The organism is Clavibacter quasicaliforniensis, assembly GCF_051201715.1.
GTDB classification, from domain to species: Bacteria; Actinomycetota; Actinomycetes; order Actinomycetales; family Microbacteriaceae; genus Clavibacter; species Clavibacter seminis.
In genome coordinates, this window is sequence record NZ_CP139624.1 from 2372226 (window position 1) to 2384551 (window position 12326).

The following is a 12326-nucleotide window of genomic DNA, read 5'->3' on the forward strand; positions in this document are numbered from 1 at the left end:
GCGCGCCCGGTGCGTCGGGGGCGCGGGCGGCGTCGGGCGGGGCGGGGTCGGGCGCGCGTCAGGTGAGGCGGACGGGGTTCACCAGGTCGGCGAAGATCAGCAGCGCGCTCATGGCGCCGAAGACGATGACGACCACGAACGTCAGCGGCATGAGCTTCGCGACGTCGACCGGTCCGGGATCGCGTCGGCCGAACGCCTTCGCGAGGAACCGGCGCACGCCCTCCACGATCGCGCCGAGCACGTGCCCGCCGTCGAGCGGCAGGAGCGGCAGCAGGTTGATCATGCCGAGCGCCACGTTCAGCGAGGCGACCAGGCCGATCATCGCGGAGGCGCGCGAGGCGACCGGCGTCTCGTCGAGGCTCGCGATCTCGCCCGCGACGCGGCCGACGCCGACGACGCTCATCGGGCCGTTCGGGTCGCGCTCGCCGCCGCCGAACGCCGCGCGGCCGACGTCCACCAGGCGCTGCGGGAGGTTGAGGATGAGGTTGCCGACCGCGGCCATGTTCTCGCCCGTGGTGGTGAACGCGGCGGAGAGCGGCTGCTGCTGCACGGCCTGCGTGGGGCTGAAGCCGATGAGGCCGACCTCGCGCGTGACCGGCTTCCCCTGCTCGTCGACCTCGGGGGCGCCGCGGGATCCGATGACGGCCTGCTGCGTCAGCACGGGCGTGATGGCGAGCGTCTGCCTGGCGCCGCCGCGCTGCACGACGACGTCGAGCTCCTTCCCGGCGGATGCCTGCACCGTGCTCGTGACCTGATCCCATGCGGTGACCGGCGAGCCGTCGATGCTGACGATCGTGTCGCCGGGCTGGAGGCCGGCAGCCGCCCCGGGCGCCTCGGGTGCGCCGGCGGGGCAGGTGCCGGCGTCGGCCGACGCGGTGGATCCGGCGGGCACGATGCAGGCGTTCACCTGGCCGACCGTGGTGGTGGACGTCGTGACGCCGAAGCCGCAGAGGACGATCGCGAACAGCACGATCGCCAGGATGAAGTTCATCGCCGGGCCGCCGAGCATGATCACCATGCGCTTGGGGACGGACAGCTTGTAGAAGGCGCGGTCCTCCTCGTCGCCGACGCTCTCGGCGCTGGCCTGGCGGGCGTCCTGCACGAGGAGGTCGAAGAAGCCTCGGCCGGCGCGGTCGTCGGCGTCCGGGGCGGTCGGCGATCCGGCATCGGCGGCGTCGCGGCGGGTGTCGGGCCCGACGAGCTGCGCGATCCCCGTGCTGCTCGTGCCGGCGCGGGAGCTCTGCGGCGGGAACATGCCGATCATGGAGATGTAGCCGCCGAGCGGGATGGCCTTCACGCCGTACTCGGTCTCGCCCTTGCGGCGGCTGAAGATGGTGGGCCCGAAGCCGATCATGTACTGCGTGACGCGCACGCCGAAGAGCTTGGCGGGCACCAGGTGACCGACCTCGTGCAGGCCGATGGACACGGCGACGCCGACCACGATGATGAGCACCCCGAGGATGTAGAGGAAGACGCCGTCCATGGTGGGAGAGGCTACCTCCCGCACCCTGGGCGGACGCCGCCGTGGCGCGGATCCGCAGGCTGGCCGCCGACCGCGCCGGGCGGGTGCCGCCCAGGAGCCCCGGGCTAGTCTGGGAGCCCGTGACGAGAGGTGCGCCCATGCCCGGAGAACGGCCCGACCCACTCGCCGGCACGCTGCTGGCCGGTCGCTACCGCATCAGCGGGCTGCTCGGACGCGGCGGCATGGCCACCGTGTACCGCGCCGCCGACGAGACGCTCGGCCGCGAGGTGGCCGTCAAGGTCTTCGCGACCGACTCCGCCGATCCCGGTGAGGTGGAGCGCCAGGAGGGCGAGGTGCGCATGCTCGCTGGCCTCAGCCACCCCGGCCTCGTGACGCTCTTCGACGTGGGCGACGACGTCGTCGCCGACCGCGTGCTCGCGTTCATCGTGATGGAGATCGTCGACGGCTCGACGCTCGCCGACCGCATGAAGGAGGGGCCGCTGCCCGGGCCCGAGGTGGCGCGCATCGGCGGGATCCTCAGCGACGCGCTCGGCTACATCCACCGCCGCGGCGTCGTGCACCGCGACGTGAAGCCCGCCAACGTGCTGCTCGCGCAGCCCGAGGACGACGACGAGCCCGCCGTCGCCAAGCTCACCGACTTCGGCATCGCCCGGCTCGTGGACGGCACGCGCCTCACGTCGACCGGATCCATAATCGGCACCGTCAGCTACCTCAGCCCCGAGCAGGCGCTCGGCGAGGAGGTCGGCGCGCCCACCGACGTGTACGCGCTCGGCCTCGTTCTCCTCGAGTGCCTCACCGGCCGTCGCACCTTCCCGGGCACGGCCGCGGAGTCGACCATGGCGCGGGTGGTGCGCGACCCGGAGATCCCCGCCCGGCTCGGCGCCTCGTGGGTGGACCTTCTGTCCCGCATGACCCGCCGCGATCCCGCGACCCGGCCGACCGCGCGCGAGGTCGCCGCGGAGCTCCGCACCGGGCGCGCGCCCGAGTCCGCGGTGGATGCGCCGACCGCCACCTCGACGCGCGTGATGCCCGCTGCGGCGGCTGCCGGGTTCGGCGCGGCCGGGGCGGGTGCTGCTGCTGCGCCGTACGCGGATCCGGACGCCCGGACCGAGCGGTTCGCCGCCGCGCCGACGACGCCTCCCGCGCGCGGCGCGGACCCCACCGCCCGGACCTCCCCGGCCGCCGACGCGGATCGCGCCCCGGCGAAGCGCCGCGGCAACCGGGCGCTCAGCATCGGCGTCGTGTCCGTGCTGATCGCCGCGGCCGCCGTCGTGGGCGTCGTGACCGTCAACGCCATGCAGACCAACGACACCTCGTACCCGTCCGTCCCCGGACCCCTCGGCGCCAGCCTCGAGGAGCTGCAGAAGAGCGTGGAGGACGCCCCGTGATCCGCACATCGACCCGCTCGACCGACGGCACAGGGCGGCGCTCGCTCCGCGGTCGTGCCGCCGTGGGTCTCGCGGCCGCGACCACGGCCGTGCTCCTCCTCGCCGGCTGCGCGGGCTCGTCGACGCCGGAGGACCGCGCGCTCGACGACCTGCAGCAGCGCACGCAGTCCGTCACGCAGTCGTCCGCCGACGGCGACTACGCCAAGGCGCTCGCGCAGCTCGAGGAGCTGCGGGCGGCGGTCGAGGCCGACCTCGCCGACGCGTCGATCGACCAGGCGCGACGCGACGAGGTCATCGCGCGCATCGACGCGGTGCGCGCTCAGCTCGAGGCCGCCCGCGACGCGGCGGAGACGACCCCGACGCACTCCCCGTCGCCGTCGACGAGCCCCTCGCCGTCGCCGTCCCCCTCGCGGACGGCGACGCCCTCGCCCTCGCCCAGCCCGAGCCCGAGCCGCACGGCGACGCCCGCTCCCCCGGCCACGCCGAGCCCGGCCCCGGGCGGCGGCAACGGCAGCGGCGGCGGCGGACCCGGAAACGGGAACGGGAACGGCGGGGGGAACGGCGACGGCGGAGCCGGCGACCCCGGGAACGGGAACGGGAACGGCTGACCTGGCCGGTCGGATCGCCATCCGACCGGCTCTGCGCCGCGTCCGAGATCGCCGCGACCGACGTGCTGCCGAAGCTCTACGCGGTCGCCGCCCTCGGCGACGGCCGGTCCGGGCCGGTCAGACCCCGAGCACCCGGTCTGCCTCGGCGCGCGCCCAGCGCTCGGCCTCGGCCAGCGACTCGCGCGTGAGGGGCCCGGACGCGGGCTCGTGGGCGTCGACGACCCGGCGGATGGTGTCCACGATGTCGAGGAATCCGGCGCGCCCCGCGTGGAACGCCTGCACGGCCTGCTCGTTCGCCGCGTTGTAGACGGCCGGGTAGGTGGATCCCGCGGCACCGACCTGCTTGGCCAGCAGCACGGCGGGGAAGGCCTCGTCGTCGAGCGGCTCGAATGTCCACGTCGCCGCGCGGGTCCAGTCGATGGGCACGCCGACGTCGTGCATGCGGTGCGGCCAGTTCAGCCCGAGCGCGATGGGGAGGCGCATGTCCGGCGGGGACGCCTGCGCGAGCGTCGACCCGTCGATGAACTCGACCATGGAGTGGATCATCGACTGCGGGTGCACGACCACGTCGATCCGCTCGTAGGGCACGTCGAACAGGAGGTGCGCCTCGATGACCTCGAGGCCCTTGTTCACGAGCGTCGACGAGTTCGTGGTGATGACGAGGCCCATGTCCCAGGTCGGGTGCGCGAGCGCCTCGCGCGGGGTGACGTGCTCGAGCTCGGAGCGCGTGCGGCCGCGGAACGGGCCGCCGGACGCCGTGACGACGAGCCGCCTGACCTCCTCCGCCGTGCCGCCGCGGAGCGCCTGCGCGATGGCGGAGTGCTCCGAGTCGACGGGGACGAGCTGGCCCGGCGCCGCGAGACCGCGCACCAGCTCGCCGCCGACGATGAGCGACTCCTTGTTGGCGAGGGCGAGGGTGCGGCCCTCCTCCAGCGCGGCGAGGGTGGGACCGAGCCCCACGGATCCGGTGATGCCGTTGAGCACCACGTCGGCGTCGACCGAGCGGATGAGCTGCTCCGCCTCATCCGCGCCGAGGGCCGTGTGCTCGACGCCCGCGACGCGCGCCTGCTCGGCGAGCGCCTCGCGCTTGCTGCCGGCGCCGAGCCCCACGACCTCGAACAGCTCCGGGTGCCGGGCGACGACCTCGAGGGCCTGCACGCCGATGGAACCCGTGGATCCGAGGACGATGACCCGGCGCACGGCTCGCCCTACTGGCCCGCGGCGGCGGGCTGGGTGCCGAGGATGTCGACGACGAACACGATGGTGTCGGTCCCGCCGATGTCGGTGCCCTGGCCCTTGTCGCCGTAGCCGTCGGCGGGCGGGATGATCGCGATGACCTGCGAGCCGACCTTCTGGCCGACGAGCGCCTTCGTGAAGCCGGGGATGACCTGCGACGTGACGAAGGTGGCGGACTGGCCGCGGTCCCAGCTGGAGTCGAAGACCTTCTTGGTGTTCCAGTTGATGCCCGTGTACTGCACGGTGACGCTCGCGCCGTCGGCGACCTCGGCGCCGTCGCCGACCTTGAGGTTCGCGATCTTCGTCTCCGTCGGCGGGGCGGCGTCCGGGATGGTGATGGTGGGCGCCCCGTTGTCCGCGAGCGTGACGGCGGGGAAGCCATCCGGCGCGGGCTGGTCGACGCCGTCGGCGCGGGTGGCGGCCTGGCTCAGCACGTCGACCACGATGACGATGGGGTCGTCGGCGCCGAGGCCGAGCGTCGTCGCCTGCTCGGCGGCGAAGCCGTCGGCCGCGGGGACGACCGCGACGATGCGCGATCCGACCGTGGTGCACTCGACCGCGCGGACGACGCCGGGGACCAGCGCGCCGTCGTTCATGGTGGCGGGCAGCGGCGAGTCGGCGTTGTAGGCGAGCTGCGCGATGGCCTCGCCGGTCTTGCCGTTGTAGGCGGCGAGCGCGATGTTCGCGGTGGCGCCTGCCGCGATCTCCGCGCCGTCGCCCTCCGTGACGATGGTGCGCTCGGTCGTGTCGACCGTGAGCGGACCGTCGACCGTGACCTCGGGGGCCTTGCCGAAGTCGCCGGAGACCTTGACGGACTTCGACGCGTCACCCGACGGGGTGTCGATGCAGGACGCCCCCGCGGTGCGTGCGCCGGCCGTCGGGCTCGCGGACGGATCCGCGTTCGGCGTGCCGCTGCCGGAGCAGGCGGACAGCGCCAGGACGGCGGCCGCGGCCAGGGTGAGGGGGATGCGTCGCTTCACGTGAGTCGCTTTCATCGGCGCGGCGGACGCACCAGGTATGTGGGAGGGACTCGCACAGTCTGCCCGAACCGGCCGGGGACCGCCTGACAGGGCGCGAGCCGAGCGCCGGGTCAGGCGCCCGCGGGGTCCGCGAGGTCCGCGGGGTCCGCGAGCACGGTGCGCGGCTCGTGGTGCACGGGGAAGTTGACGGAGCTCGCGATGAAGCAGCGCTCGGAGGCGCCCTGGTGCAGCGACGTCGCGAGCTCGACGTGCGCGGGATCCCGCACGGTGACGACGGGCCGCAGCGTGACCTCCACGAAGTGCCCGCCGCCATCGTCCGTCTGCCGCATCGTGCCGGTGGGCTCGTCGCTGTAGCCCACGACCACGACGCCCGCCATGGCGGCCGCGTGCAGGTAGCTGAGGAGGTGGCACTGCGCGAGCGCCGAGATGAGGGTCTCCTCCGGGTTCCAGCGGTCGACGTCGCCGCGGAACGGGCGGTCGGCGGATCCCAGGAGGTCGGGCTTCCCCGCGGCGCGGACGACGTGGTCGCGGCCGTAGGAGCGGTAGTCGGTGGTGCCGGAGCCGCGGTCGCCCGTCCACTCGAGGGACAGGGCGTACCGGTGCTCGATCTGCATGGGATCACGCTAGCGAACGGCGCCGCGGCCCTTCCGGATCCCGCTGCCCGCGCGGGTAAACTCGCCGGATCATGACAGACACCCTGGACTCCGCCCGCGTCGGCATCCCTGCCGGCTCCGCCTCCGACTCCCCCGCCGCGTCCGCCCGCGACGCGCGCCCGCAGGTGCCGCAGGAGCGACGCATCGTGACGGAGATCCCCGGCCCGCTCTCGCGAGAGCTGCACGAGCGCCGGAAGCGCGTGGTGCCGCCCGGCGTCTCCTCCTTGCTCCCCGTCTACATCTCCCGCGCGCACGGCGCGATCGTGGAGGACGTGGACGGCAACCGCTTCATCGACCTGGGCGCCGGCATCGGCGTGACCACCGTCGGGCACACGCGCCAGGAGGTCGTGGACGCGGCGACCGCCCAGCTCGGCGACGTGATCCACACGCTCTTCACCGTGACGCCCTACGAGGAGTACGTGCGCGTGGCGGAGCTGCTCGCGGAGCACACGCCCGGCACGCACGAGAAGCGCACGGTGCTGGTGAACTCGGGCGCCGAGGCCGTGGAGAACGGCGTGAAGATCGCACGCAAGCACACGGGTCGCCGCGCGGTGGCGGTGCTCGACCACGGCTACCACGGCCGCACCAACCTCACGATGGCGATGAACTACAAGGCGTCGCCCTACGGAACCGGCTTCGGCCCCTTCGCCGGCGACGTGTACCACGCGCCGAGCTCGTACCCGTATCACGACGGCCTCTCGGGTGCCGAGGCCGCGGCCCGCACCATCTCGTACCTCGAGAAGCGGATCGGCGCGACCGACCTCGCGTGCGTCGTCGCGGAGCCGATCCAGGGCGAGGGCGGCTTCATGGTGCCGGCTGACGGCTTCCTGCCCGCGCTCCAGGAGTGGTGCACGGCGAACGGCGTCGTGTTCATCGCGGACGAGATCCAGTCGGGCCTCGCGCGCACCGGCCGCTTCTTCGCGAGCGAGCACCTCGGCCTCGTGCCCGACCTCGTGCTCACGGCCAAGGGCATCGCGGGCGGTCTGCCGCTCGCGGGCGTGACCGGCCGCGCCGAGATCATGGACTCCGCGCTCCCCGGCGGCCTCGGCGGCACGTTCGGCGGCAACCCCGTCGCAGCCGCCGCCGCGGTGGCCGTGTTCGAGGCGATCGAGACGCACGGGCTGCTCGACGAGGCCACGCGCATCGGCGACCACCTGCACCACGCGCTCGCGGACCTGCAGGAGGAGCACGACATCATCGGCGACGTGCGCGGCATCGGCGCGATGGTCGCCATCGAGCTCGTGCAGCCCGGCACGGGATCCACCACGAAGGAGCCGAACGCGGACGCGGTCGCCGCCATCGCGGCGTACTGCCACGCGCACGGCGTGATCATCCTCACCGCGGGGACGTACGGCAACGTCCTCCGGTTCCTGCCGAGCCTCGCGATCTCCGAGGAGCTGCTCGACGACGCGCTCGGCGTGATCGCCGACGCGTTCCGGGCGCTCTGATGGCGGCGGCCGTCGAGACGATCCCCGTCCAGGGCGCCGTGGAGCTCGCGGTGCTCGAGCGGAGCGGCTTCGTGGAGTCGCGCCACATCGGCGCGGCCGTCGTGCTGTCGCCCGAGGGCGAGGTGCTTCGAGAGGTCGGCGACGCGACGACGCCCGTGTTCCCGCGCTCCAGCATGAAGCCGTTCCAGGCCCTCGCGGTGCTGGCGAGCGGCGCGGAGCTCACCGAGGAGGAGCACGTGCTCGCCACGGCAAGCCACGCGGCGACCGCGCGACACGTGGAGGTGGTGCGGGGGATCCTCGCCAAGGCCGGGCTCGACGAGTCCGCGCTGCGCTGCCCCGCCGACTGGCCGCTCGACCGGGCCGCGCGCGACGAGCTCGTGCGCGCCGGGATCCCCGCCTCCCCCGTCCACATGAACTGCTCCGGCAAGCACGCCGCGATGCTGCTCGCCTGCGTGACGAACGGCTGGTCGACCGACGACTACCTGCACCCGGACCACCCCCTGCAGGTGCGGATCCGCGACGTGGTGGAGCGCTTCACGGGAGAGCGGATCGCCACGACGGGCATCGACGGGTGCGGTGCTCCCGTGCACGCGATGTCGCTGACGGCGCTCGCGCGCGGGATCCACCGCATCGCGACCTCCGCACCCGGCTCGCCGTTCGCGCTGTACCGGCACGCTGCAGCCCTCACCGCTGCCGTGCGCGCCCACGGCTGGGCGATCGACGGGCCCGGCCGCGCGAACACCGTCGTGATCGAGCGGCTGGGCCTCTTCGCCAAGGGCGGGGCCGAGGGGATCATGATCATGACCGCCCCCGACGGCACGACGGTGGCCTCGAAGACGCTCGACGGGAGCCTCCGGGCGTCCACCATCGTGGCGCTCGAGCTGCTGGCCCAGGCGGGCGCGATCACGCGGGACGACGTGGAGCTCGTGCGCCCGGAGCTCGACCTCGCGGTTCTCGGCGGCGGCATGCCGGTGGGCGAGATCCGGGTGTCGCCGACGCTCATCGGCTGACCCCGGCAGGCTGCGCGCGACGCGGCGGGTCGGCGGGGAGCGCCGCGGTCGCCGCGGGTGCCTCCCCATGCACCTGCGCATCGGGCGTCCCCGCCGTCGCCGGCGGCCACGAGCAGCGTCGCACGTCGCCGTCGGGCGTGACGAGCCAGGCGCGCCCGGCGATCGGGGCGAGGGGCGGCGGCACCGCGCGGACGCGGAGCAGCGTGCGCGCGTCCCGCGGGGTGCAGCCCTCCAGCACGACGTCGCCGGCGCGGCGGAGGTCCGCGAGGAGCGGACCGCGCATCAGCCAGGCGTCGGGATCCCCGACCACGACCCGGGCACGCGCTGCGCGGCCGCCGCCGTCGTGCGCGCCGAGGCCGACGGCGGCTCGCGTCGAGATCCCGATCCCGTCCGCGGCCGCACCGGGGAACGGCTGATCCGCGGACCAGCCCGGCGGGATCCGCGCGGCCTCGACCGCGTCGACGCCCCGCTCGCGGAGTCGCGCGACCGCGGCGGCGGACGACGGCGTGACGAGCGCGTGGACGGCGTCGCCCGAGAGGAACACGCGGGGCGCGGGGTCCGCGGGCACCGGCGCACGGGAGCCCTCCGCATGCCGGGCGGACGCGCTCTCGACCTCGGGCGGCGTGGCCACCTGGATCCGCTCGCCGCGCCACTCCCCCGCTCCGGGCGTCGCGCGGGCGTCGAAGAGGCGGCTCTCGCCGCCCGCCAGGACGTGCTCCTGCCTGGTCGGGAGCGGGAGGATCACGGGCGGTCCCGAGGCGGCCGTCACGCACTGGAGCGATCCGCCCGCCCGACGGCCGGCGACGGCGAGCGCCACCCCGGCGTGCGGCCCCTCGCGGACGATGGCGGTCAGCCCTTCGAGCAGGGCGGCCTGGTGCTCGGGTCCCAGGCGGGAGACGGCGACGTCGAGGTCGTCGGCCAGCACGACGAGCGGATCGCGCGGCCCGTGCGGGTCGCGGATGCGGGCGACGACGCGGGCGACCGCGTCCCAGCAGCCCTCCGCGTCCGCGGGTACGTGGATCACCTCGGCGCCGGCCACGGCGGCGGACGCGGCGATGGTGCGCAGGCACGTGCTGCGGCCGGATCCCGGGCCGCCGACGACGAGCAGGTGGCCGTCCGTCGCCGGGCACCACACGGCCGTCGCGCGCCGCTGCTCCTCGGGCAGGTCGACGAGGGCGAAGGGGATGGGGGACGCGCCGGGTGCGAGGGTCGCGGATCCGTGCCTGGGGAGGGGCGGCACCGCGTCGAGGTCGGCGAACGGGATGGACGCGGGCAGCGGATCCAGCCACGGGCGCCGGACGGGGACGGGGGTCGCGCGGGCGGCGGCGACGCGGGCGAGGTCGCCAGCCGTCGTGACGGCGACCTGGAACGGGCGCGCCGGCGCGCCGTGCGCCCCGACGAGGCACCGACCCGCGGGCGCGTCGGCGAGGCGGGCCGCCTCGACGGTGCCGAGGAGCGCCCTGCTGTCCGCCTCGTTGTTGACGCGGAGCGAGAGGCGGAGGTCGCAGTTGGCGAGCACCGCGTCGCGCACGACGCCGGCGGGACGCTGGGTGCAGAGCACGAGGTGCATGCCGAGCGAGCGGCCTCGGGCGGCGATGTCGGCGACGACCTCGTGCAGGCCGTCCTGGTCGGCGAGGAGGGCCGCCAGCTCGTCGACGACGATGACGAGGCGCGGCAGCACGCCCGCCGCGGCGGGGTCGTCGACGTCGCGTGCGCCGGCCTCGCGGAGGACGCGCTCGCGATGCCGGATCTCCGCCCGCAGGCTCTCCAGCGCGCGGCGCGCGCCCTGGCCGTCGAGGTCGGTGACCAGGCCGACGGCGTGCGGCAGGACGAGCAGCGGGTCGAACGCCGCGCCGCCCTTGAAGTCGACGAGGAGCACGGTGACCTCCTCGGGCGGGTGCGCCGCCGCGAGCGCCGCCATCCACGTGATGAGGAGCTCGCTCTTGCCGCTCCCCGTGGTGCCGGCGACGACCGCGTGCGGGCCGTCCGCGACGAGGTCCACCGACACGGGACCGTCGTGCCCGACGCCGATGACCGCCGCGAGCGTGCGCGGACGGCGGGGGTGCGGCAGGCGGTCCCGCTCCGTGACGGATCCGTCGCCCGCCGCGAGCCAGGGAGCCGACCGGGCCGGGTCGCCCGCGGCCGGGTCGTCGACGTCCGGCAGCTCCGCGAAGGACGGCTCCGCGGCCAGCAGGTCGGCGAACGGCACGCGCGACGGGAGGGGCGCCCGCGCCGCCGCGAGCCCGCGCCGCCGCGCGAGGTCGGCCAGCTCGTCCGCGAGGCGCTTCACCTCCGTGAGGGACACGAGGTCGGGACGCACCAGGCCGGTGCGGGTGAGGCGCGGCACCGGGATGCCGTCGGGCGGGAGGACATGCGCCGCGGGATCCGCGGAGGCGCCGTGGCCGAGGGCGGCCGGGTCGGCAGGCGCCGGGTCAGCCGCGAGGATCCGCGCCGTGCCGGGGCTCCGGACGTCGAGCACCGTGCGGCACGCGGCGGGGAGCGACTCGACCCGCGGCGCCGCGGCGAGCACGACCTCCCGCCAGCCGAGCGCGAGCCGGATCGCCCACGCGCCCGGCTCGCCCGTGGCGGTGGGCTCCGCGGCCGGTCGGTCGGCGCCGGCCCGCTGCTCGCGGAGCCCGTCGGCCGCGTGCGGCAGCCGCTCGAGCCAGTCCCACTCGGGCCCGGCCGGGCGGGACGCGATGCGCAGGTCGTCAGGCGGGAGGGCGTGCACGAGCTGGACGACGACGCCCCGGAGCACGGGCGCGACCAGGGCGGGGGCGCCCCGCAGCCCGAGGCCGCCGGTGGCGGAGACGAGGACGGGCGCGTCGGGGACCCAGCGGACGAGATCCGCCCACCGAGCCGGATGGTGCGGGGAGGCGGCGGACGCCGAGCGCGCACCGGCGGAGACGTTGCGGATGCGCCGCCGCAGGGACCGCAGGAGCGGACGGCGCAGGAGCGTGCCGCGCCCGTCGCGCCCGTCGGCATCCGGCACCAGCGCGTCCGGATCGCCCCGCCAGACCATCCCGCTCGGCACCTCCCCCGTGCCGAGCGCCATCGGGAGCGAGCCGTCGCCGCCCGGATCCGCCCGCCAGAGGAGCGCGGGGTTGGCGCTCCCGTCGAGGATCTCGCGCGCGGACGGCGCCCGGGACCGCAGGGCGACGCGGGCGGCGGCGACGCGCGCCCGCACCTCGGCGTGCAGGCGCGCGACCGCCGCGCGGGACTCGCGTTCGACCCGGCGGGCGGAGCGCCGGCCGGAGATGCGCTGATCCGCGACGCCCGCGACCGCGACCACGGGCCCCAGCGCCGCGAACAGCAGCGCGTACGGCGAGCGCGTGACGGCCCAGACGGCGACGCTGACGACGAGGGGCGCCGCGACGCCGAGCACGGGGAACGGGGGCGGCGGCGCGGGAGCGGGCGACGGGGGCGGGGAGATGTCCACCGGGCGAGGACACCACGGTCGTCGTGCCCCGGCGGCGCGGCGCCCGCACCTCGTGGACGCCGAGCGCGACGGGATCCTGGG

At 75.7% G+C, this 12326-nt stretch carries 9 protein-coding genes; 4 read left to right on the forward strand and 5 right to left on the reverse strand.

What is annotated here, in order from left to right; genetic code table 11:
- Positions 1-58 precede the first annotated feature (58 nt).
- Positions 59-1483, reverse strand: coding sequence for a M50 family metallopeptidase (locus NL142_RS11310; protein WP_435079574.1), 1425 nt, complete (start codon positions 1481-1483; stop codon positions 59-61).
- 137 nt (positions 1484-1620) lie between these two features.
- Between NL142_RS11310 and NL142_RS11315 the strand changes: the two genes are divergently transcribed.
- Together NL142_RS11315 and NL142_RS11320 are read left to right on the forward strand one after the other, a co-directional pair.
- Positions 1621-2871 (forward strand): serine/threonine-protein kinase, encoded by a 1251-nt coding sequence (locus NL142_RS11315; protein ID WP_435079576.1) that lies wholly within the window; start codon positions 1621-1623, stop codon positions 2869-2871.
- Entirely contained in the window at positions 2868-3479 is a 612-nt protein-coding gene (locus tag NL142_RS11320; protein ID WP_435079577.1) for a hypothetical protein, read from the forward strand. The genes NL142_RS11315 and NL142_RS11320 overlap by 4 nt, the downstream gene beginning before the upstream one ends.
- Positions 3480-3596: 117 nt before the next feature.
- On the opposite strand, the gene NL142_RS11325 is transcribed toward NL142_RS11320, so the two are convergent.
- The 3 genes from NL142_RS11325 to NL142_RS11335 form a co-directional block, all read right to left on the reverse strand.
- Positions 3597-4679 (reverse strand): 1-deoxy-D-xylulose-5-phosphate reductoisomerase, encoded by a 1083-nt coding sequence (locus NL142_RS11325; RefSeq protein WP_435079579.1) that lies wholly within the window; start codon positions 4677-4679, stop codon positions 3597-3599.
- Between the two features lie 8 nt (positions 4680-4687).
- Entirely contained in the window at positions 4688-5695 is a 1008-nt protein-coding gene (locus NL142_RS11330; protein ID WP_435079581.1) for an FKBP-type peptidyl-prolyl cis-trans isomerase, read from the reverse strand.
- A gap of 110 nt (positions 5696-5805) precedes the next feature.
- Positions 5806-6309, reverse strand: coding sequence for an OsmC family protein (locus NL142_RS11335; protein ID WP_435079583.1), 504 nt, complete (start codon positions 6307-6309; stop codon positions 5806-5808).
- Between the two features lie 71 nt (positions 6310-6380).
- Between NL142_RS11335 and gabT the strand changes: the two genes are divergently transcribed.
- On the forward strand, positions 6381-7796 hold the full coding sequence (gene gabT, locus NL142_RS11340) for a 4-aminobutyrate--2-oxoglutarate transaminase (RefSeq protein WP_043582630.1): 1416 nt from the start codon (positions 6381-6383) through the stop codon (positions 7794-7796).
- On the forward strand, positions 7796-8806 hold the full coding sequence (locus tag NL142_RS11345; protein ID WP_435079585.1) for an asparaginase: 1011 nt from the start codon (positions 7796-7798) through the stop codon (positions 8804-8806). The genes gabT and NL142_RS11345 overlap by 1 nt, the downstream gene beginning before the upstream one ends.
- Here NL142_RS11345 and NL142_RS11350 read toward each other — a convergent pair.
- Positions 8796-12245 carry an FtsK/SpoIIIE domain-containing protein gene (locus NL142_RS11350; protein WP_435079587.1) on the reverse strand — a complete coding sequence of 1150 codons (3450 nt, stop codon included), beginning with the start codon at positions 12243-12245 and terminating at the stop codon, positions 8796-8798. The two genes, NL142_RS11345 and NL142_RS11350, sit on opposite strands and share 11 nt — an antisense overlap.
- Positions 12246-12326 lie beyond the last annotated feature (81 nt).

What these genes read in the sequence shown, in the direction of transcription:
- NL142_RS11310 (WP_435079574.1), bottom strand. Translation starts at nt 1,483, where the DNA reads ATGGACGGCGTCTTCCTCTACATCCTCGGGGTGCTCATCATCGTGGTC.
- NL142_RS11315 (WP_435079576.1), top strand. Translation starts at nt 1,621, where the DNA reads ATGCCCGGAGAACGGCCCGACCCACTCGCCGGCACGCTGCTGGCCGGT.
- NL142_RS11345 (WP_435079585.1), top strand. Translation starts at nt 7,796, where the DNA reads ATGGCGGCGGCCGTCGAGACGATCCCCGTCCAGGGCGCCGTGGAGCTC.
- NL142_RS11335 (WP_435079583.1), bottom strand. Translation starts at nt 6,309, where the DNA reads ATGCAGATCGAGCACCGGTACGCCCTGTCCCTCGAGTGGACGGGCGAC.
- gabT (WP_043582630.1), top strand. Translation starts at nt 6,381, where the DNA reads ATGACAGACACCCTGGACTCCGCCCGCGTCGGCATCCCTGCCGGCTCC.